General features: G+C 47.1%; 33 protein-coding genes. 18 read left to right on the top strand and 15 right to left on the bottom strand.

What is annotated here, in order from left to right:
• The first annotated feature begins 60 nt into the window (after positions 1–60).
• Both ACXAGR_RS11720 and ACXAGR_RS11715 read left to right on the top strand, forming a co-directional pair.
• Positions 61–627: a hypothetical protein gene (locus ACXAGR_RS11720; protein ID WP_474850422.1), complete on the top strand. Its 567-nt coding sequence runs from the start codon at positions 61–63 to the stop codon at positions 625–627.
• Positions 624–896 carry a hypothetical protein gene (locus ACXAGR_RS11715; protein WP_474850420.1) on the top strand — a complete coding sequence of 91 codons (273 nt, stop codon included), beginning with the start codon at positions 624–626 and terminating at the stop codon, positions 894–896. The genes ACXAGR_RS11720 and ACXAGR_RS11715 overlap by 4 nt, the downstream gene beginning before the upstream one ends.
• On the opposite strand, the gene ACXAGR_RS11710 is transcribed toward ACXAGR_RS11715, so the two are convergent.
• The 13 genes from ACXAGR_RS11710 to ACXAGR_RS11650 all read right to left on the bottom strand — a co-directional run bounded on the left by ACXAGR_RS11710 (position 872) and on the right by ACXAGR_RS11650 (position 8,756).
• Entirely contained in the window at positions 872–1,615 is a 744-nt protein-coding gene (locus ACXAGR_RS11710; RefSeq protein WP_474850418.1) for a DNA replication terminus site-binding protein, read from the bottom strand. The genes ACXAGR_RS11715 and ACXAGR_RS11710 overlap by 25 nt on opposite strands.
• 261 nt (positions 1,616–1,876) lie before the next feature.
• Entirely contained in the window at positions 1,877–2,026 is a 150-nt protein-coding gene (locus ACXAGR_RS11705; protein WP_474850416.1) for a hypothetical protein, read from the bottom strand.
• Between the two features lie 14 nt (positions 2,027–2,040).
• The gene (locus ACXAGR_RS11700) at positions 2,041–2,217 is read right to left on the bottom strand and encodes a hypothetical protein (protein WP_474850414.1); all 177 of its coding nucleotides are present in this window, start codon (positions 2,215–2,217) and stop codon (positions 2,041–2,043) included.
• A gap of 100 nt (positions 2,218–2,317) precedes the next feature.
• Positions 2,318–3,010 carry a hypothetical protein gene (locus ACXAGR_RS11695; RefSeq protein WP_474850413.1) on the bottom strand — a complete coding sequence of 231 codons (693 nt, stop codon included), beginning with the start codon at positions 3,008–3,010 and terminating at the stop codon, positions 2,318–2,320.
• Positions 3,011–3,287: 277 nt separating this feature from the next.
• Positions 3,288–3,551: a hypothetical protein gene (locus ACXAGR_RS11690; protein ID WP_474850411.1), complete on the bottom strand. Its 264-nt coding sequence runs from the start codon at positions 3,549–3,551 to the stop codon at positions 3,288–3,290.
• The gene (locus ACXAGR_RS11685; RefSeq protein ID WP_474850409.1) at positions 3,544–4,188 is read right to left on the bottom strand and encodes a hypothetical protein; all 645 of its coding nucleotides are present in this window, start codon (positions 4,186–4,188) and stop codon (positions 3,544–3,546) included. The genes ACXAGR_RS11690 and ACXAGR_RS11685 overlap by 8 nt, the downstream gene beginning before the upstream one ends.
• Complete coding sequence (locus ACXAGR_RS11680) at positions 4,188–4,754, bottom strand: hypothetical protein (protein WP_474850407.1); 567 nt, start codon at positions 4,752–4,754, stop codon at positions 4,188–4,190. Before ACXAGR_RS11680 ends, ACXAGR_RS11685 begins: the two co-directional genes overlap by 1 nt.
• 126 nt (positions 4,755–4,880) lie before the next feature.
• A complete protein-coding gene (locus tag ACXAGR_RS11675) occupies positions 4,881–5,390 on the bottom strand; it encodes a hypothetical protein (protein ID WP_474850405.1) in 510 nt (169 codons plus the stop codon).
• Between the two features lie 55 nt (positions 5,391–5,445).
• The gene (locus tag ACXAGR_RS11670; protein ID WP_474850403.1) at positions 5,446–6,063 is read right to left on the bottom strand and encodes a hypothetical protein; all 618 of its coding nucleotides are present in this window, start codon (positions 6,061–6,063) and stop codon (positions 5,446–5,448) included.
• An 8-nt stretch (positions 6,064–6,071) separates the two neighbouring features.
• Positions 6,072–6,713: a hypothetical protein gene (locus tag ACXAGR_RS11665; RefSeq protein WP_474850401.1), complete on the bottom strand. Its 642-nt coding sequence runs from the start codon at positions 6,711–6,713 to the stop codon at positions 6,072–6,074.
• A 128-nt stretch (positions 6,714–6,841) separates the two neighbouring features.
• On the bottom strand, positions 6,842–7,330 hold the full coding sequence (locus ACXAGR_RS11660) for a hypothetical protein (RefSeq protein ID WP_474850399.1): 489 nt from the start codon (positions 7,328–7,330) through the stop codon (positions 6,842–6,844).
• A 72-nt stretch (positions 7,331–7,402) separates the two neighbouring features.
• Positions 7,403–8,401 carry a hypothetical protein gene (locus ACXAGR_RS11655; protein WP_474850397.1) on the bottom strand — a complete coding sequence of 333 codons (999 nt, stop codon included), beginning with the start codon at positions 8,399–8,401 and terminating at the stop codon, positions 7,403–7,405.
• Positions 8,402–8,432: 31 nt separating this feature from the next.
• Positions 8,433–8,756, bottom strand: coding sequence for a hypothetical protein (locus tag ACXAGR_RS11650; RefSeq protein ID WP_474850395.1), 324 nt, complete (start codon positions 8,754–8,756; stop codon positions 8,433–8,435).
• Between the two features lie 172 nt (positions 8,757–8,928).
• On the opposite strand from ACXAGR_RS11650, the gene ACXAGR_RS11645 reads away from it, so the two are divergent.
• The 7 genes from ACXAGR_RS11645 to ACXAGR_RS11615 all read left to right on the top strand — a co-directional run bounded on the left by ACXAGR_RS11645 (position 8,929) and on the right by ACXAGR_RS11615 (position 13,542).
• A complete protein-coding gene (locus tag ACXAGR_RS11645) occupies positions 8,929–9,975 on the top strand; it encodes a hypothetical protein (RefSeq protein WP_474850394.1) in 1,047 nt (348 codons plus the stop codon).
• A 1-nt stretch (position 9,976) separates the two neighbouring features.
• On the top strand, positions 9,977–10,771 hold the full coding sequence (locus tag ACXAGR_RS11640) for a hypothetical protein (RefSeq protein WP_474850392.1): 795 nt from the start codon (positions 9,977–9,979) through the stop codon (positions 10,769–10,771).
• Positions 10,772–10,838: 67 nt separating this feature from the next.
• Entirely contained in the window at positions 10,839–11,087 is a 249-nt protein-coding gene (locus ACXAGR_RS11635; RefSeq protein ID WP_474850390.1) for a hypothetical protein, read from the top strand.
• A gap of 117 nt (positions 11,088–11,204) precedes the next feature.
• Positions 11,205–11,444 (top strand): hypothetical protein, encoded by a 240-nt coding sequence (locus ACXAGR_RS11630; protein WP_474850388.1) that lies wholly within the window; start codon positions 11,205–11,207, stop codon positions 11,442–11,444.
• A gap of 37 nt (positions 11,445–11,481) precedes the next feature.
• Positions 11,482–12,390 carry a hypothetical protein gene (locus tag ACXAGR_RS11625; RefSeq protein ID WP_474850386.1) on the top strand — a complete coding sequence of 303 codons (909 nt, stop codon included), beginning with the start codon at positions 11,482–11,484 and terminating at the stop codon, positions 12,388–12,390.
• Positions 12,390–13,259, top strand: a complete 870-nt coding sequence (locus ACXAGR_RS11620; RefSeq protein WP_474850384.1) for a hypothetical protein — start codon at positions 12,390–12,392, stop codon at positions 13,257–13,259. Before ACXAGR_RS11625 ends, ACXAGR_RS11620 begins: the two co-directional genes overlap by 1 nt.
• Before the next feature lies 1 nt (position 13,260).
• Positions 13,261–13,542, top strand: a complete 282-nt coding sequence (locus tag ACXAGR_RS11615; protein ID WP_474850382.1) for a hypothetical protein — start codon at positions 13,261–13,263, stop codon at positions 13,540–13,542.
• A gap of 157 nt (positions 13,543–13,699) precedes the next feature.
• Here ACXAGR_RS11615 and ACXAGR_RS11610 read toward each other — a convergent pair whose 3' ends face one another.
• Positions 13,700–14,005: a hypothetical protein gene (locus tag ACXAGR_RS11610; RefSeq protein ID WP_474850380.1), complete on the bottom strand. Its 306-nt coding sequence runs from the start codon at positions 14,003–14,005 to the stop codon at positions 13,700–13,702.
• A gap of 339 nt (positions 14,006–14,344) precedes the next feature.
• Positions 14,345–14,536, bottom strand: a complete 192-nt coding sequence (locus tag ACXAGR_RS11605) for a hypothetical protein (protein WP_474850378.1) — start codon at positions 14,534–14,536, stop codon at positions 14,345–14,347.
• 811 nt (positions 14,537–15,347) lie between these two features.
• Here ACXAGR_RS11605 and ACXAGR_RS11600 point away from each other — a divergent pair.
• The 9 genes from ACXAGR_RS11600 (at position 15,348) to ACXAGR_RS11560 (ending at position 20,496) form a co-directional block, all read left to right on the top strand.
• Positions 15,348–15,986, top strand: a complete 639-nt coding sequence (locus ACXAGR_RS11600; RefSeq protein WP_474850376.1) for a hypothetical protein — start codon at positions 15,348–15,350, stop codon at positions 15,984–15,986.
• Positions 15,987–16,001: 15 nt separating this feature from the next.
• Positions 16,002–16,619, top strand: coding sequence for a hypothetical protein (locus tag ACXAGR_RS11595; protein WP_474850374.1), 618 nt, complete (start codon positions 16,002–16,004; stop codon positions 16,617–16,619).
• Positions 16,616–17,101, top strand: a complete 486-nt coding sequence (locus tag ACXAGR_RS11590) for a hypothetical protein (RefSeq protein WP_474850372.1) — start codon at positions 16,616–16,618, stop codon at positions 17,099–17,101. The genes ACXAGR_RS11595 and ACXAGR_RS11590 overlap by 4 nt, the downstream gene beginning before the upstream one ends.
• Positions 17,098–17,394 carry a hypothetical protein gene (locus ACXAGR_RS11585; RefSeq protein ID WP_474850370.1) on the top strand — a complete coding sequence of 99 codons (297 nt, stop codon included), beginning with the start codon at positions 17,098–17,100 and terminating at the stop codon, positions 17,392–17,394. Before ACXAGR_RS11590 ends, ACXAGR_RS11585 begins: the two co-directional genes overlap by 4 nt.
• Before the next feature lie 74 nt (positions 17,395–17,468).
• Positions 17,469–18,059: a hypothetical protein gene (locus tag ACXAGR_RS11580; RefSeq protein ID WP_474850368.1), complete on the top strand. Its 591-nt coding sequence runs from the start codon at positions 17,469–17,471 to the stop codon at positions 18,057–18,059.
• A complete protein-coding gene (locus ACXAGR_RS11575) occupies positions 18,056–18,625 on the top strand; it encodes a hypothetical protein (RefSeq protein WP_474850366.1) in 570 nt (189 codons plus the stop codon). Before ACXAGR_RS11580 ends, ACXAGR_RS11575 begins: the two co-directional genes overlap by 4 nt.
• Before the next feature lie 318 nt (positions 18,626–18,943).
• Positions 18,944–19,519: a hypothetical protein gene (locus ACXAGR_RS11570; RefSeq protein ID WP_474850364.1), complete on the top strand. Its 576-nt coding sequence runs from the start codon at positions 18,944–18,946 to the stop codon at positions 19,517–19,519.
• Positions 19,516–20,073 (top strand): hypothetical protein, encoded by a 558-nt coding sequence (locus tag ACXAGR_RS11565; protein ID WP_474850362.1) that lies wholly within the window; start codon positions 19,516–19,518, stop codon positions 20,071–20,073. The genes ACXAGR_RS11570 and ACXAGR_RS11565 overlap by 4 nt, the downstream gene beginning before the upstream one ends.
• Before the next feature lie 78 nt (positions 20,074–20,151).
• The gene (locus tag ACXAGR_RS11560) at positions 20,152–20,496 is read left to right on the top strand and encodes a hypothetical protein (protein WP_474850360.1); all 345 of its coding nucleotides are present in this window, start codon (positions 20,152–20,154) and stop codon (positions 20,494–20,496) included.
• The last annotated feature ends 1 nt before the right edge of the window (position 20,497 follow it).

The following is a 20,497-nucleotide window of genomic DNA, read 5'->3' as shown; positions in this document are numbered from 1 at the left end:
CCATTGACAAAAACACAATTTGTGTTATAGTTAAATCTAATACAGCAACAGGTTCGTGATATGTGCAACCAACAACGCATAGGAAAAGCAGTTGGGAAAGCATTAAATATGCTTCATAATTCCCAAGAAGCTTCCGACATTGTTAAAATGATTGACCGGCATACCGACCCAGAGTCCGGATGGGTTGATATTCGAGCCATCCTCGCTGACTGTAATGTGACGGTCAGGAGTGCAGATATGGCCGCGACTATGCTGGTGGCAAAGATGACGCTTTCTGAGGATGGGATGATAGAAATACTCACATCCCAAAAACATGAATTTCAGGAGCAGAATTGTGCAATTGCGTGGATAGTGGCAGATTATCTTATCAATCCCAGCCTCCTGAAAACACGCGACTTATCCTGCTCGGTATTTGAACTTCGTGACTTTCGGAGACAGAGGCACAGTCGCACAATGCTTTTGGCCACAAGGCTGATGATGACTGAGGACGCAATCAACAAAGTCAGCGAACTGGACAACATCGCAATTCAAAGGAAGCTAATTGCCTTTATGATCCCTGAGTTCGCAAACTCTGCTGTAAAAGGACATAGCGTGAGCTTTCTGTTAGATAACGGGATAATTCGATGAAGCCATCTGAGACAATATCATTGGCCGAACTGTTGGCACTGCCACCAGAGGCACTGCATGAGTGGATACACACCCACCATTCCGACTTCATTTTGGCACCAAGAAAAGCGCCACAAAGTCTTTGCGCCGCTGCAACCGCTATCAATGGCAAACCAGTGCAAATAAGTCAAAAGCGTGCTGAGGATGCCTTCAGGGAGCGATATGAACTGGCAATTAACACCTTAAGCTACTGGCAGACATTATATCACCGCCCCTTGGGCAGTAAGTAAATTCCGAAATCGTGCGCCTCGCCTATTGGGATCTTTTTATCTGAACGCGGTTTGCGCTTCGCTCCACTGGGCAGTGAGACCTTGACGATATCATCAGAAAAAACAAAAACAGGCAGGGATGCGGCAAGTTGATGCTGCTTCCCCTTGCTTGTAATGTTCAGCATGGTTCGCGGCGCTCCCTTTCTGGCCAGACGAATATCAAACTTACTTTCACTGACTTCTGCCAGCTTTCGCTTAAGATCTTGTAAGATAGGCATTTGGGCAGCAAAGTTTAAATCTTTTGCATAATATTGGATTTTATTCCCGACAAGTTCCTGAGCAGCCTCTTTAGTCAGTTTCTTTATAGAAGGTTTTGTCAGGTAGGACAGCCCGAGATACTCTATCTCACCTTCAAAAACGGAGATACTTCTCAGGATCTGAAGAATAGACGCCATGGGAACAACTTTCTGCCAAACTTGAGATGACTCCTTTCCCAGCTCTCTTTTCATCTCGGCATTCAACGATTTTAGCGCTGTTTTTTTCTCATTTATTTCAGCAACCAGCTCACGTATTTCAGAATGAAATTTAGGATGCACCTGTATAACCGCAGGTAGCCTCAGGGTTGAGCGAGACTCCTGATCTTCCGAATAACTGAAACGTTGAAATATAGACAGCTGCTTGTAAAAATCTTCAAAAGGCATAGGAATCCACGCTCCGTCATTCGAGCGCGTTATTGCCATAGATCGCCTTGCCAAGTCTGATATCAGCTGAAGACGGTGAACAAGCTGGCTTGTTGATTTCCTAAGCTCCCCTATATGCTTATGGATTACCTGACGTGTACCGATAACATAAGGTGTAGTGAGCTTCACGCTGAAAGCGGATGAAGATGCAAAATTGGTGTTGCATGAAGTGTTTAACATACTGATCAAACCGACAGGCTGTTGTTGTATACATAACTGTATATTTTTACAACAACATGTCAAGCCGATCAATAAGGTGATTTAATCCATTTCTATGTCTGCATCAGCGTGAATATGATATTCCTCACCACAGTCATCACAATTGTGGGTTTCACCCCTTGGATCACCAATAAACCCATGTTGCCTTACTTTGCAGTAAGGACACTCTACCGAGACCTTTGATGCAATCATAAATGTAGTTTCTTTCATTTTGTTTTTACCCCCTGCTCTATCACTCCGGACTGCCAGCCTTGATCCCACTGCCGGTAAGCCTCATTAAAGCCGTTCGTATTACGAAATGGATTATCATGACGGGAATGCCCCGACACCCTTGCCTTTTTTCCCTGATTAAAAGCGTCTTTTGCCAGCACCTGTATATTCATAAATCACCTAAGACATATTCTGAAGAGATTGAACCCAGCGCCGGACACCAGAGCTTGTTCGCAAAAAAACACAACACCGAGTGCTGACGCAATCCACATACTAATAACCTAACTCAGATTCATAGCTCATGACTCTTTTCCGGCTCATCGCCTCTTCAAACTCCATTAGCTTTCCGTCATCCACGCTGCGATAAACTTGTTTTGCTTCTTTTACAAACTGAGTTTCGTTTTCCAGTTTTTCAGATAAGGATTGAGCAAAATTGATGACGGTAGCGATATCGAGCCTGCCTACTGCAACCGCGAGACGCTTTGCGTCATGCTGAATCCTGTTCCAGACGGGCACATTCTCATGAGCAGCAGAATACTCAAGTAACTTTTCTTGAATAGTTTCAATGAAATCGTCAGGATCTTTCCCGTCGCACTCTGCATTACTACGCAAAGACATATCAAAATGACGGAGGAAGTGAGGATTTTCGACACTACGCCGGATTATTTCCATCTTTTCTCTGATGATCTCAGGATAGACCTCACCATATTTGATGTGATGCGTCAGGCGATGCGTCAAGTCTCCCGCATGCTCCATCAAGACATTCATATTACAACCACCCATCTCTTTCTGAATCTTGCGCATCAAGGCTTCAGGCTCTCCGAAACGTTGAGCATTACCGGTAGACTCAAAGGCTTTTATCACATCATCCGCAACGGGTGTATCACCCTCAACGGCCTCAATATGATAGTAAGACAACTTAATAGTCTGCCGCCCTTCTGGAGAAACAGAAGAATCATGAGGCATAACAACTCCTGACAATAAAATACCTGATGCTAATTATAACATGGTTTGAGACTCGGAAGCCAAATCCTGTTTAGCTTCACTCTTTCTATTTAAAGTGATGGTCAGGTATTTAGTTGTGATCATGAGCACGCATAAGACAACCATGACGTAACTAAGGTGTTTATTCCAAGCGTAATCCGCATTATTCCAATCCATCAAAAAGCACAGGAACAGTATAACAATCCAGCAACGCAATGTTCCTCTTAACTTACCAAGTGACACCGATAAATGTTCCGGCTCATACATCATCGCACTCCTCTTCATCATCAGGCTCTACAACAGAAAGTCTTGCAACAAACACTATCAGAAAAAGAGCCACAACAGGGGCAAACAGCTTCAGACCCAAATCCACAATATTGTGAAAGTCGACACTTAAACTGACCCCCTTTCCGGAAAGCATTTCACCGACAGACAGCCCCAGATACATTAGCAATGAGCACAGAGTATAGAAAAACGCGCCCGTAGCGAGCACTAAAAGCAAACGCTTGGTGGATTTATTCAACGGAGACCTCCTGCTCGGTTTTACGCCAGAAGAGAGATTCGCGGAAATGAAGCATGCGATAGTACATAGCAAAGCCGAGGCCTGACATCAGACAAATGACCGCGACAAAGTAATACGGAGACCATGGCACATTAAGTGTCAGGACTACCCAACCTGCCGACTGGAAAAAAGCGGTCAGCAATGCTCCAAATGCAAGGTAAAAACTGAATAAGGCTGAATGATAAAAGGTTCTGACATTTGTCATCATTGGCTTTAAGCGCCCGATAGGCGTACCAAAGGGCCGATATACGTCCAGACAGTTAAATAATATCAAGGATGAAAAGAACCAAATTTGCAGGGAACTCAATGGCAGCTTAAAAAGACCGTCATACAAAGGGGTACTCACGCAAAAGTAGAAACCAAGAAAGAAGCTAAGCCAGATCTTCTTCTTTTCACTGACACTTTCAGGTAAATACGTGGCCATAGATAATTGTACGCAGGCTGCGAGAAACCACCCACCGCCGATAACTACCGCAACCAAACCTAAAGCAAATACTGCTGGCAAAAAGGGCAGCGTGAACAAAGCCGCAATATGCAACGCAACAAACGCTAAACCATATACTGGAGCCATAAAAGGCCTTAACATAAAATTACCCATCAAATAAATACCTCAAACCGGCCAGTACGACGCGCATTCTCTACGTGCAGCAGGCCCGAAATTAAATCAATATATTGCAACCTGACCTTTTCATGACGATTAGCCAGAGACAATATCGCCTCTTTCTCTTCGGTGTCGTGTTCAAACCATGCCACATAAGCTTTTGCTGAAATCACTTCCAAGCTCACCTCGCGGTACTCACCCGCCTTCATGGCCGATAACAATTCGCGACAAAATCTCGCCACAGGAAACAGGCCAGAAAAAGCCAGTAAGAGCAGCAAAACTTCAGATGTTACAAAAAATAAATAAAACGACAACAAAGACAAGAACAGCACCAGCGAAAGCTTCAGAAAAGTTTGCTCGACAGCATTGACAGAAAACCCCTCATAACGGCAAGAGGCTTGCAGCAAATGTTGCGCAAATTCTTCAGAAAAACCAGATTCAAACTGGCGAACCAGTTCTTTGCGGTAGCTAACTGACTTGTCTACCACAACAAGTGAAACGCCCGTCATTATAATGATAACAGACATCACCCCAAGCATATTTGCATATAATATGGAATTCATAACTACTCTGCCGCTGACTCAGATAAATCTGTAATATAATACATCGTAAAAATAAATCTGAGGTGATTTTACCTCAGATTACATATTTTGCAAGCAAGTGAAATTGTCATTTCCTTTATCTTTAGTCTAAGGATTCAGTGAATCACCATCATTAAGCTCCGCAAAGTAAGCATGTAACCTCTTGGCGCACCACACCCTATGGAACTGTCTGGAAAAGAACGTAGCACTCAGTGCCATAGTGGTGAGTAATACCAGACAAACAAACCAAGGGTAGATCATATTTGCGCCCATCAAACACAGAGCATCACCTGACCAGACACCCAGAAGTACAAAAACAGAAACAAAAAGAAATCCATGATATGTCCACGATTTATTCTGTTTCTCTTTCCTGAATTTATTTTCGTAAAAAGCAATTGCCACCCAATCATCGCGTCCGCTTTTTGCAAACACCGGCGCATGCTTTTCTAACATACCCTCAAGAACCAGCGCCTTTGCACGCACTGAAAACCTCATGACGATCCCCGTCACCAACGGCAAAACCACATAAATGTAAATCACCATGAAGGACGCTAGGCATGCAGCACCCCACAAACATACCGCAGCAACGATTGAGTCATTTTCCAAAACACCGCTCATATATACCTCTTAACTTAAAATACTCAGATAAATAAATTTAACAAAACCGCCAATGCTATCGGGATACAATACGCAGTGATTTTTCAGACACAGAACGTTCCTCTTCCTGAAAATACCCATCCCTTCTCTGCCTTGCATAGAGCAAGTTATATACACAGGCACCTGTTGATACAGAGGCAAGTACATCTGAAGCTAACAGAAACTTTACTTCATCAGAATTAACACGGTATTCCAGCATACACAGCAAATGATGCACGGCGGATTGATGTGCCAGCAACATCGACGCCCCGATACCGGCAACCGAACTCAACACCAACGCTACAGTCGCGATCCCGAACGTCTCTTTTAAGTCCTCTGGCAAAGCCGCAGATATTGCCTGACCTGAAATCACGCACTCCAGCGCAACAGTACCCAGCGCCGCTCCGATAAAAAGAAATAGTAATGCCGTGCCTGCACCCGCACCCAGTATCATATGCTCCCTTGCCTTCTTAAGCGCCAGTGGCGTAGCCTCCCTGACAGTGCGGGCAGACATAAAATTCAGCGCACGGTGACAGTGCGTATGTATGAGAGGCAGTTGTGAAATATCCGGTTGCTTAAGTGATATCAAACCCAGTGTCCGGTAGCGAATAAGCATCCAGAAAGAAGCAAGTACTGAAAAAACAACAAAGAACATTTGATACCCTACCCAGCCTTATTCTGCTCGGCCTGAGCTAATATCACTTCCATGTGAGCAACTACTGATTTAACCGCCTCTCGTTTACGAAGTTCATAACTCAAGGAGAAAGCCACCATGCGACAGGCATTCAACAAGTCCAAACCGGTGTAGGTATCACGGCCCGATGTTCTGGCGATAAGCTCAAATGAACGCATAATTGCTTCACAGTGAGGTACGCTATCAGGGGAAATCTGACTTTCTATACTTTCCAGTGTCTGCTTGTAAACTACAGAGACAGCAAAAAGTCCGGCACCGATAACAATACTCACCGCCACCATTGCGTAGGCTGCCAATGACAGGTTATGTGTCAGCGGATCAGCATCTGCTGATGCCGCACCAGCAGTAAAAAAAAGTAATGACAACAGGAGAACTGACAAGACAACAATCACTGACCGTTCAGAAAACGCACGAGGGATCTGCAACCTTGACGAGACCTCCTCCTTGGACACAAACAGACTGTCTATGTGACCGAAAAAGTGCTGATTTATCTGTTCTTGCGTGCATAAGCTTTTGCTCATGTGCATTATAACCATAAATCTTACCGCCGCTGCTAATGCAACGGGGGTTAGGCAATACACTGCCCATAAAAAAATTGAATCGAATGACATATAAAGTACTCCTTAAGAGTCTGTATGATAAACGTTTAAGAAATTTAGGCAAAAGAAAAATGTTAAATACTTCATGAAAATAAAAAAGGGAGATGATTCTCCCTTTAATTTCAGCGCATATTTACTGATTAATCACAGCTGCCGCCTGAGTCGCCGCCACCTGAGTCACTACCACTTGAACCACTATCCCCTGATGACAAACTTCCGCTACCAGAAGAGCCACTTTCAAAACCACCACCCGTAGTCCGGACAGGAGAAGCACTCTCACAGCTTTCAGCTACGCCTGAAGGTGAGTAGCGATTGGAAGACTCCGCCAACGTATTCAACACTAGTACATCGGTAAGACGGGATTCATCATCGTAATGTTCATGGTCGTGATGGTGTTGATGGTGGTGATGGTGATGGTGATGACGCCCGCCACTAGCATTGCCTGAGCGAGCCTGACCCTGACGATAGACTGTACCACGCTCACCGCGATAGCGCGGGGGCGCACTGCCTTGCTTTTTCTTATCAGCAGGCTCGTGATACGTTTTGGTAACGCGCTGCCAGCGCAGAACTAACATAAAACAGAAAGCGGTGACTGCAACAAACGCAATCGTAAGAACTAAATCATTCATATTGTTATATACCTCTTAAAAAACTGTCAGCCCGAAAGCCGACAGTGAATTACTCAAAATCGAATTGTGCGCTTATTTGGCGATTTGCGTCTTTACGTCCACACTAAAGGTAGACAACACATATTCCGCGACCTCCGCAGGATCTTGAATAGCCAAAAGGGGCATAACAGTGGCCACATTAAGATTATGCAAAGACAGTGAATAGGAAATATCCTCCCCTTCTTTAAGTGCTTTGATAAGCACATCATCCGCCTGCTTAGCCCATGCTGCGATCTGAGGATGTGACGACCTGTAAGAGGCTGCGGCATCATGCAATTGCGACTCTATATAGGCCAGCACATCGCCCCGCGACTGATTGGAGTCTTTAACGCCTGCATCAAACAGTGCGGCCAGACCGTGGGTGGTAAAACTCATGCTCAGATCGGCAAGATTCAGCGAATACATTACCTGCATAGGCAAATTAGGGGAGTCACTCGGCTGCCCCTGCATCTTATCCACGATACCCGCAGCTTTGAAGGCAAAAGAAAGATCACCCACATTGGCAACATTGAACATCATATCACCTGACAGATCGGTGTTGTTGACTACTTCAGAGTGCATGTCGATATCAAAATCCAACGTTCCGTCATCACCTACAAGCGCACTGTACAGGGCCGGAGACTCTGCTTTTACGTCCTTCCAGCTGTCGCTGGTGGCATCAATATGCACACCACGCACACGGGCGAAAGAGGAGTCCGGAATAAAAATCACACCTTCATCAGGGAAGTGCGTAGAGGTAAAAGAATCGATGCGGACAGACAAAGTATTTTCCGGATCTTCTGACGTTATTACCATGTCCTTTACAACCAGTACATTTCTCATCGGATCGTAACGCAACAGACTGTAACTGACATCCATCGGGGTCTCCCCCTGACTCAACTGCGCAAGTTCGTCTTTAACCTGCCGCTCCACCCGCTCCCGCTCAGAGGACATCGCTGCCGCCTGCTCTTCAGTCAGCACCGTTGCGAACGGGGCAAAAGAAGCAAAAGCCACCATTGCACCTACCGCAGCTGCTACCATATTTTTCTTCATAAAGTACTCCGTATACAATAACAATGCCTGTTTAAAGGCTGTTTCGACTGGCGTAAGGCGTATCCGCACGACAAGCAATCTTGCGCACGCCCTCACCTCCTGTTGCTTCCACCTCACACGGTGACACAACACGGATTCCATATCCCTTTCCTGCCAGCGCGGTGCCGTTGAAGAACGTCTCATAACCCTCTTCATCCACACCCACAAAAATCATGGAATTCTGCGCATGGTGATTCCGAATATCTAAGATCTCGACGGTCTCAAATTGCGTCAGAAAGACATTTTCATCCACTGCCGCCGCTGTAAAAGAGAGTGCAGCAAGCGCTGCCACAAACACTGAATTCATCTGCTTCATAATAAATACCCTTTAAAAATACCGACGCCAGTATACCGCAACTGAACAAAAAGAGAATCCCTTGAATCGCAATTATAATAGGTTATAAATATTATTGCATTGGTGGAAAACTGCTGATAAAGTGCGCTGCACAACAACACCTCAACCCACTATTGAGGTTTACGGAGTATTTATGAAACAACCCATTCAGTTTATCATCCAGCGTTATCGCCTTGCTAAAGCGCATTTAAGCAAACAAAAGCACGACCTGCATGATAACAGCCTGCCGCTGCTGTCTGTCGCATTAATCGCTCTTGTGCTAATTGTGATTATGATATTCGGAAACTTTTACCGCACTCCAGACAACATGGTCGCCAACAGTCATATGATGGCACTGGCATTAGCCATACTGATCGTAGGAGGTATCATCGTGACAGGGACATCCGTTACACGCGGACTGGTTCTACTCTGTCAACTCCCCTGCGCAATGGTATCGCGCAAGCAATATAAAGTCCTGAGTTTGGTAAGCGCAGCAGCGATGATCATGTCACCCGCTACCGCGCTGGTGGGCTATCTTGCATTTATACTCAATCCGGTGCCCGACAGTACCTTGCAGCAGAATCTCGCAGGCTTCACGCTGGACACTCCCCTGACGGATATACAGCAAAAGCAAGCCGCATCAAGCCGACTACTCGATACCGACAGTAACGTTAGAGAGTACGAATTTGTAATAACAGACAAGCCGATGCAGACCACGCATGTAATGACCGTCAACGACCGCATTTCCCATGTTCGCATCGAAATCTTTACCGGTGGTGTGGATAGCGGTGTTATGGCGAGCAGCAAGCAAGCGGCGGAGGCGGATTTTACCGAAAGAAAACTGACACAGGCTTTGGCCCGAGCAAATAACCTTGATGAATTCACCTACTGGAGACCTGAAGCATGGAAAGCATTATCCGGAGAGCTTCGTAGCACACCAAGCGGAGTAGAAAGAAAAGGAGGACAGGTTAACACATGGTGTGATAATACCACCTGCATAACACTGACAAAGCAGGGCTTGCATGACCAACATCCGATAACAGGTGACATTCTCTCGCGGTACTATCGCACCACATTGACGCTGACCCTTGCCAGAGATCTTAAGATTCTGAAGCAGGCATCTGAATATGCGGAATATGTTTACGACACATCAGCTATCACAGAGCGGGCTGACGCCATTATTAATGCAAAAGGAATGTGAGATGAACCAGACAATCATATCCGCCACAGCGACACATGTCGCCTCTCTCATAACAGGTTCAGCCCTGCTGAGCGCCATGGCAACACTGATTTTAAGCTTGGATAGTGTTACCAACCCGCAAATTCTGCTGGTAGGTGCAACACTGAGTGTTGGACTCAGCTTTATCCTGAAAACGGCTGTCGACCTGCGCCGCTTCCCCCGAAGCCGCAAAAAACATGTGCAGCCTGCCTCTGCCGCAACTGCCCATTTGGCCGCTGCATCTGCGCTGTCCGTACTGCTTTTTATGCCTTTCGCCCTGAGCGAAGTAAAAGAAAACACCGATACGTTTAATTCCCGCTTTATTTCGCGCATCAATATTATTGATTACCCGCTGATTGCCGAATACCTGAAGGCCAGCTCGGTTTCTCATTTCGCTGCTCACTCAGGCATTGAACAGATTGGCAGCCTGACGCGCCACACACCATGGCCACACAACGATTATTATTTTGAAGACAAAGAGAACATGGCAGACATCTCTGTGTCCGCAGACAATAACGGACATATTAGCGCAACGCACATTTCAATGCGTTTTGAAGACAAAACAGAAATGCTCCACCACCGGTCAAGAATACTGAATCTTCTCCGCAACCGCTATGCTTCACCGGTTTTTACGCCGGAAAATAAAGCCACTGCGAAAAGCGGCGTCTCGGTGTACTCAGGAGACAGCCGTACTTTGATAATCAGGTTTATGACAGAAGAAGCCGTGCAAATAGCAAAAGATCACAACCTGCCAGTACAGCAACTGGCCAGCCTGTGAAACAGTTAATTACCGGTATTAATAAAGCACATTTCCAAAGTGTCTCTGGCCAAGGTTAAAAATTAAGATGAAACTTGAACTGACTCCTGAAGCAGGTATCGCCCGCCACCACAACTTACCCGCTTATCTGCTAAAAGACAGGCTGGAAGCATTTGCTGACGGCTACCATGCCGGATCTAAGGCTTTTTCCGAACAAGCCGCACCTGAACTCTTGGACGATATCGATATGACACTGACACCCGATGTTCAGCGTTATCGGGCAGGCTATAATCAGGCGCTGTTCGATCATGCAATGCACAACGCGGATGATAATTAATTTCCGACAAAACCAGTTAATTAGTTGCACTATTTTATTTGAAGCCTTAATATTGTCTGCATGGGGCTGGCACTACCAGCCTTATTTTATTACAACAACTTGCGGTGTATTATATCTATGAATCTTCTGTACTTTATCGGCTCATACCGGATGTTCGGTGTACTGGCTATGCTCGGTGTGTTATTTGCCATCTCGGCAGTTTGTTATCTCCCTTTTCATCCTGACAGTATCAGCATTTTTGTTGATCTTCTCTTCGGATTTATGGGCTGCATCATGACATCACTGACAGTAGGCACCCTTACAGCAAACCGGCATATACCGCCTATCTGCCATGTCTCTCATAAACATCGGGGCTAAACACATGAAGAAAATAACAATCAGACAAGGATATTTCATGAGCATGGCTATCGCTATCGTGATAGCAGGCATTAACGCCTATCTTGGTTATCAGCTATATGCTGTCGTCTCAGACAGTATCCAAGATCTTTTCAGCTACAACGTACTGGCATGCTTCCTAGTAGTAGCAATGGTTTTAACTGTGTTCTGCGTGGGGATAGCAGTCGAAACGAAGAAGAAGGACGAGAATGATTCAGCGATCTTCAATTTTAAGGAGTCCGCTGCACTATCATCAACCAGCGGCATCGTTGCATTTGCCATCTTTGCTTTCTTCTACTTTACACTGCCCTTTACCAGTACACCGATCCAGCCTTGGTACGGGATCACAGCCGGAGAAACATTACCCGATAAGCTGACCCCTGATAGTACCGGATCATTGTTAACCGATAGCCTGCTAATCAACGGCGTAACCTACCAGCCAGTGGTAGACCTCGCAGGTTTGAGGGAAACCTTCGGAGAGAATTCGATTGAAGCCACGGGGCCATGCAAGAAAAGCCCAGAAGCCTGCATGCATTACATGGCCGATAATCCACCTGAAGGTATGCCCGAGCAACTCAGCCTGTGGTTTCCTCGCCAATCACGGGTTATCACAGGACTTCGTGCCGTGTTCGTAGCAGAAAACGAAGCCGACAACGAGTTCGTGCATGAAACCATGCTGAATTCACTTCAGGCCGCATACCCAAAACCCACATCCCCTCTCTATGATGACGGCGAGTGGATTGATAAGGATATTACGAGCCTTAAGTTAGGAAAGCGTAAGACTGAAATCTCACTGACAGTGGCAGTCAGTGAATCCCGCAGTGAAACACTTATCGCATCAAGCATCCAATCCCGCCTCAAAACGACAGGTGTAGCGGCCATAAGAGCTGGCAGAGAGGGGATGGCAACAACAAAGGACAATAAATAATGAATAACCCCGATCTGTTCACTGCAATAACGCGGATCACCAACAAAGAACGAGTCCTGCTAATGTTGGCGACGATGCTGCTTCTTATACAATTTACAGAGCTTTTACGCATCGCAAGCTTTTGCGATGAAATGCTGGTAAGGATGATGCCGCCTACAGTGTTTTTATTTTTTATTCTTGCCCCCTTTATTTTTGCCGTAATATACTTTATTGCCAAGCTGCAACTTCTGCACAAAACAGCAGGTGATTTCAGCCCCAGCTCCGGCATATCACCATGGGGGGTTGCCATGCTCGCTGCCATTGCCATGTGGTTTACCTTCTCCAGCGCATTCAAACCGGTTACTGACAGGGAGATCCAGCCATGGTATGGGATCACTGTAGGGAAAGCCTTGCCTGCAAACATTCCTTTGCCGTTTGACACTAATTTCATGTTCGACAATATCAATATCAATGGACACAGCTACAGGACTGAGTGGTCGCATTCTAATGCTGCGACCCTCACCCTTAATGGACGTGTGCTAACGATGCCTGCCACGATTGATATTACCCTGAACAGTCAGACTAATGTAGTTACAGACATGATCGCGGCATTCGAACTGGAAGATAGGCAGCAAGCCTACAACTTGGAGAAAGCCTTAACCCGCGAGCTGCATACTCAATACAGCACGGAGGCAAAGTGGCCATGGCGCAGCAGCGTCTGGGCGGATACAGAGAATACAGGGCTTGAGGTGCGTCAGAAAGACAACCACGTCTACCTCACCCTTGCTGCCGGTCAGGCACCCAGAAAGTTTACTCCGCCACCGTCACCCGCACTCCCTGAGTCTATAGCGGCGGATATTATCAAAGATGGTTTTGGAGAGAAGCGGTAGCATGCCTGCTGAGTGCCAAACCAGTCCCGCGATACCCCATATACCCTCGGTACTGGGGTACTTTGCGATGTTTGTTTTACTGATTGTGCGCTACCGCCAGCCGGAGTTACTGGCCTTCGGCCTGATGCCCCACATAGTATGGCTGAGTATTGGACTCAATGTCGCAGGCGGCATGTTGCTTCACTACACTATGCATCACAGGTTGGGTATGCTGGTAGCGTGGAGCGGTGCCCTGCCATTTCTGGCACCCCTCATCTGGTCAGATTACATTTTACACCTCTGAACAGCCTGACACCCTGCCCTAAGCTTAGGTCATCATATTGCAGAGGATGTGTCGTTTTACATATTACAATGCAGTCTATTGAATTCTAAGCGTCAGAAGGCCAGCCTCACTGACACAAGGAAAGCCATCAGCCCGAAGACTGACGCCAAGCAGCCCTTTACTTGCTTCTCAGGTTGCTGAGCAACGTTTCCAGTTCAATCCTGACTGAAGTGTAATAAGACAACCACTCGGGCTTATGCTGCTCAAGGGTTGCCACAGCCACCTGATCGACAGAGACTGCCGCGATCAACAAAAAGAATATAAACATGAGCCGCACCCCTGCCGAATGCCCCATCCATTCGGGTGTCTTGCCTCGTACCATCATGGTTGCCAATGCACTTCCGCGCACCGTCCAGTGCCATGTCATATACCACAACATTCCACCGCAGATCTTCAGTCCCAGCGATTCCAGTATCATTTCCATTTCCATGTTTCCTTTTTTAAACTCACGGTACGCCCGTGCGCGTTCACAGATTCTGTCTGCTTAAATAATAAGGCAGATTGCATGCCATAATTTTTACGCAGGTCAGATAAAACGGGGCGTGCGGGAAAAATCCCTTATTTTTAAGAAGAATTTTATCGAAAAAATTTTCACCTTTTTAAGAGCAAAAAGAACCTTTACCAGAATGACTTCTTTCTCTGTCAAGCAAGCTTGTCACAAATAAAGAAAAGGGGAAAACCTGTCTCATTTTCCTGTCAAATTAGCAAACAGTGAGACAGAACATAAAGGCTGCTGTCAGCTTTTATTACAACAGCCTGTCGTTTACCGGTAGATCAGCCCGGTCTGACGGTACAGCACACGATGGTCGCAAAAGGCATGCTCCAGACTTCGCGCCGCCTCTTCCCCCATGACGTCATACACCAGATTCAGATAGTGCGTACAAAACGATGCATGATGCCTGACACCATCACCTACGGTACGCTCAGCGCAGGCATGCGCCAGCTCATGCAGCACGTAAGGCACGGTACGGGCGAAGCGAGGTAGCTCAATGCGCCGCTTCGCACCCTCATGATAACAGCCCCGACGCCGCCCCCGCCCTGCACCGAAGGGAATCCGCCTGTACCCCTGAATGAAGGGGTAGTACGAACCTGACTTTACCCTCTCAAACACAGCGACACATTCAGGCAATGAAAGCCCTCCACTTACAATGTCAGGAAATGCGGCTTTTTCCGCCCGATAGACGCGAGAGCGTTGGGTGTCCCGATTCTGCATAAATTATATTCTCCAATAACGATGTTTTAAAGGTTACTGGGCGCTCAGTAATTTTATTATACCATAATAGGCAGGTAGCTTCACCTAAGGCACTGTTTATGCTGTGTTTTGTATGTTTTCTGATAAGTTATAAGGCGTTTAAAAGAGGCTTTTAAGTCATAATTGGTATGATAAAAAAGACGTTGAGCTAGAATATCGGGGTAAACGTCTGTTTTGACAATTCTAAAAAATATTTAAATTTTTTTTGCCTCCAATTTTCACCGTAGCTTTGACACTCAAGAGCGCACAGGCGCACAGGATGATACTCACGCAGGACGGAAGAGCAGGCAATAATAACGGATGGCGACATTCATAGGGGCTTCAATCACACTACAAGGGTAAGCACCTACCGGCGAAAAAACTGGACAAGTGATGCCGACATGGTTACTATTCATTCACGCAACATGAATTTATTTGATCTATTATATTGAGCGTCCGCCTGACTTTCCTGTAGTAAGTGATATGGCACCGGTCAGCGTAATAACCCCCTTTATCCGTTAAGGTGTATTTTATTATGAGTCATTCCCAAGAGAGTCCGGCTGCTGTGCCTGAAACGCCGCAATGTGCGCGTTGTGAGAAACAAAACCATCAGCGACGCTGGCCCATGTCCTACCTCGTTTTTGGCTTGCTTTTTGTTTTCCTGACAGGTTACATGTACGCTGAGCATCAACCCAAAGTGGAGCCGCTTTTGTTAACAAGTGGTGTTGGCGGTCTCGTGCATACTGCTATCTGCAAATCCGGCCCATGCGAAAGGGGCCATGGGCGCTTCTATGATGCAGTGAGCACACTGAATACGTCTCTGACAATAGATTACAGCTCAATGCTGGATGAGGGGGAGACATACCTGACCAATATTACTCAGCTCAATGCTGCCGCGCCTGCCGGACAAACACAAACCATTATAGCATTTTACCAGCAGGCGGCTGCGACGGCGTTAAGTACCCTGCCGGAAGCAGTTGGCGACCAGAGTGAGGCTCTACAGATAGGCCGCCACGAGCAAGCAGCGCTACTTGAGGAGGCCATTCCAGCCTTTGTCAAGACAACACTGGAAACCACAGATCGCAGCCTGACAACGGCACTTGTCTACGCTTTCAAGTACGGCTCAATGTGGACGCTGATCGCATACATCATATCGCGCTTGCTACTGGACTAAAGGGATATTTGACTAATGTCTGATTGTACTCATCACACAAAATACAGCATCTCCCTGCGCCGGTTCTGTGCGCTGGTCATCCTCATCGTGGGCATGGCCACTGCCGCTGGCGAGGCGATGGAGCGAAAGGCTTCACGTCAGATTGACATTCCCGCTGCCTCCACCAGCATTGCGACACAGCTAAGCAGGCAGTTGTGCCTTCAGGCTGGTGGTTGTCAGGCAGACATTGAAATCAGGCTGACCACAGTACTTAAGGAAACGGCCTCGGCGGCACTGAATTCACATAAGCAAGCGAACAGCGGCTTCATCGGATGGGGAAGCAAACTGTCTCACAGACATGTGACACTGCTTCATCTTCTGCCGCCGCTACAAAACCGGATAGCCGGACTGGCGATGAACGAACCTGCCTTCACACTTACACACAATGCGCTTGAAGCACTGGTGGTCTCGGCAATTAACGAAACGACAGGGCAAAGCACCCCCCACCCTGATGCCTTCCGGACTGGCGTGCTCTACGTACTAGTGATGTTTGGTATCGTACTGACACTCACATTGTGCATCATGCCAGCGATGCTGACGGTATTACTGTGCAAGCGCGTGCCTGAATCACACGAAATTAAAAGGATTGCATGATGACCGCACTGACAATTACCAATCTTGAAATCGTGCGCGAACCGGCATTCCGTGAGCTGGTGGAAAATCATTGTCAGATACCACAGGGTGCGTGGTTTGAAAACACCGGCAATGCCAAAGCGCCTTTTCTGCGTGATGAGGGCATGCATGACAGCCAGCCCTTTAACAGCTATGCAGGTCACAGCTACGCTTTTTTTGGCAACAAAGACGGTATCCTGTGCGCCAATAATGAAGCCGTGTTTTATCTCAGCCCGCAGACTCTGACGTTTCTCGGACACAATCCGCTGATGGCGGCGGTAGCGATGGCGGCGGCAGATTTGAGCGATCCTTACCCTGTAGTCGACAATTATCCGGCGTTTTATGCCGGATATTGTGCGCTGTTTGGTGTACAGCGCGAAGCGGTAACGGACGAAGAGGTCAGTGACTTTTACGACCAGCTGGGCTTTGCCCCGCATCCGACAAAAACAACGGGGTTACTATGAAAACCATGACTTGCAATGCGGACGCGCTGACCGTTTTGACTTTACGCTTTTTCTTCGGGTTTCTGATAGTGGCTGGCGTCCCGATGACAGTGGCCGCTTTGGTGCCAAGAGAATCATACCTGCTACTCCCCACCAGCATTGGCAATACGTTTATCGCGCTACAAATACTGCTGTTCGGGTACGTGACAGGAGTAATCCTGCACCGCTGGGATTCTGGCAAATGGAGTCAAGTCTGCCTGTTCGCGTCACTGGCCTTTGCTCTTGCAGCACAGTACTTCTATCAATCTTTTTAGGTCGTCATACCTTATTTCCTGACTAGAAAAATATCTTACTTACTTTTACAACAACCTTACGGTGTACTTTAGTTATGTTAAAAACGTTATTATTCCGAATCCGACAACTGGCTAATGTCTATTCTGCAATGGCCATCATCATCTGGGCGCTGGCTTTTGCCCAGCAATTTATTGCGCACAAACACAAAATGGACTTTGACGTCCTTCAGGACAGAATTGCACTGGGCGTGGCCAAAGAAGTGTGCCAACCCTACATCACCTGTGATGACAATCTTTTTCAGAGTATCCAGCGGGCGCTGGCGCACAATATCGCTAACGATGAGTCTATGACGGTACGTCAGAAAGACAGTTTCGACAATAGCGACATCTACAAAACAGCGGTTTCCTATGACTATCAGATACGGGCCGTGTCACTGCTGAATGAATTTGCGACCCAGCCGCAGTTTAAGGATAAAGTGCAGATGCACAACCTGAAGGAAAAAATTGAGTACCGCATCGAGCATATTGTGGGACACACCATTGACGAGGCGATGACGCCGCTCTGGGAGCGCATTCTGATGGCATTTAGCTTTGCCACAATGATCACGTTTGTCATTGCTTCAATAGGCGTAGGCCTCCTCTTTGGCGGCAATGCATTGCAAAAACAAGAAGAGGTGCAGGCATGAGAATAAGATCAATCAGACTATCCGCCGTAGTTGTCACCGCACTCATCGTCGGACTGGCGTACTTCACGGTCTTTAATATGGAACGCAACCGCCTTGCTGAAACACCGAACTGGCAGCTGTCGTCAGCATATATGAATATGAACCTGCATCACCTTGCCTGTCAGGATAATGCGATATTCTGTGACAGTGATACGGGTGTGTTTGAGGCCTACTATGACCTGCTGGACGAAATTAACACACGCAATGCCTATCGGGCAGCGAACAAAGGCCTGTTATGGAGCGCAAATGACGAAGAACGCGAGTCCGTACTTGCGGTGCTGACAGAGGATGTAGTGCCACTCATTCACATCATGCGCCGTCATACAACACCGGTAACCCGAGCACAAGTTGAAGAGGCTGTAGCAAAAAGCGTGACATTCGACACGCTGGACGGCAGGCCTGATCATGCGCTGGTTCGTTCCGGTATCCTGATCTTCTTTGCGTTCATTTTTGTTGGGGTGGTGCTCATCGTATTATTCCCGAACATCGGCAAACTCTACATCAGGGACACCCCCAACCCTGCTTAGGTCATCATACCATTAACAGCCACGTTTCACCGGACTGGCCCTCACGGGCCGGTCTTGGTGACAAAAAAGTTTCCCCTTATCTACCTTAGCGACAAAAAAGTTTGCCCGTAAGCAAAAAAGTTTCCCCCTTATCCACCATTGCGACAAAAAAGTCTGCCCGTAAGCAAAAAAGTTTCCCCTTTATCTGTCATTGCGACAAAAAAGTTTGCCCGTAAGCGGAAGCTGACATTCATGCAATAATTTGCACACAAAGCCTCGCTATTTTATATAAACAATGTATGATAATAAGCAACAACAACCTTTTACGGTGTATTTATTATGCAAAATCCCCCTGATCCTGAGCCTGATCTGAATGCTCCTGACAACACAGCGACATCTGATGTGCCGGACAGAGATCCACTGCAAAAGCCTGTAGCGGCGAAGAGTGCTTTCGACATAAGCCTCCTGATCACTGTAGTACTGTTTATTACCTGCCTTTATCTGTCAGCAGATACCCTGCGGGACTTAAAGAGTCAGGCCAGACAAATTCCGGTTAAGATGACAGAACAAATTCTGCCGCCCCTTTGCAACGAGGTCTGCTCATCCCTGCAACAACCTTTTGTGGACAAAGCCATAAGTATCGCCAACAGCGTGGAGTTTAATTTTTTTGACGGGGATTCGATGCGGTCAGCGCGGGAAAGCATGACCACGCTGCTTATTGAAGCCAGTCAGCATGTTTCTCAGCTTTCGCCGGATAAAGCGCGGATCACGCCGTTACCGGAAACACTGATGGCAGCATTTGTGAACTTCCATATTCATCCGGCGCGGGCCGGTCAGCAGGTGCTCAATACCTACCTGTACCTGACGGCGACGGTATTGAGTTTTATTCTTTTCAACATCCGGATTCGACAATGAATAACAAAGCAAAAAAACACTCTATATCTCTCAAAGGCTGGTCTGTAATCGGACAGTTTAATCTGGTCGCCGTACTGCTTTTAGCGTTGTATGCTACAATATTTTTTCAGCTCAGTCCGTCAGGCGAGGTGATTGGCAAGAAACTGATGACCACGTTGCAGACAGAACTTTGCAGCACTGACTGTGACGATACCCAGCGCAATGCCATTGAGACTTACCAGACGTATATTACCCAGCTCCCTCTGCCGGATGATGCGCCGGACAGTATCGATAGTTACCGCCAGCAACTGCTGGATATCATGATTCGGGCTGAAGCTGTTATCATGAACAATGCGGTTTCCAGCGCCGGTGAGACAGTCAACGTCCCTCTGTGGGATGACACTGTTAGAGAAGCAACACGTACTGAAGCGTCATTTTCTGAAAAGATCGCTATGGTCATCCTTATGAGCATCTACCTGTTCCTTGCTGAAGCTGTCCTGTTGTTAGGGTATATGGTATTGGGAGCCACGATGCTTGAGCTTCTGCTCTTGCCGCTTGCTCTGCTGTTTTCATGAACATCTGAGGCATTACCGAAAGGCTGAGAAATACAGCGCCGCAAAGCCTGAAGTTATTTTTACGGAGTATTTATTAAGATGAAATCGTTTTTGATTGCAAGTGTGGCACTTCTGGGACTGACGGCCTGCGCCGATCCCTTTGAGGTGACAGACATCACCCCGACCACCACCGTGGGTATTATTCATGACAACACCCTGTATATCAGTGCGCTGTCATCGCTTCGCTATTACGAGCAAACTACCAAGACCGGCACTGCCACACTGGGAACGCTGGTGGAAGACGGCTTTTTATACCGTGAGCATGGTAACGCCATTCTCATGGATGTCGGGTGCGATGATCCGGATGCTGTGCTGTTCTCACAACAGGAAGGCATTTTACTGACCACGCTGACCGTCGCTGACTGTCATCCGGAAGGGGAGTAAC

The organism is Alteromonas sp. ABH4_457 (assembly GCF_056160625.1).
Note: the sequence above shows the minus strand (reverse complement) of the source record. Positions and strands in the feature narration are given on the sequence as shown.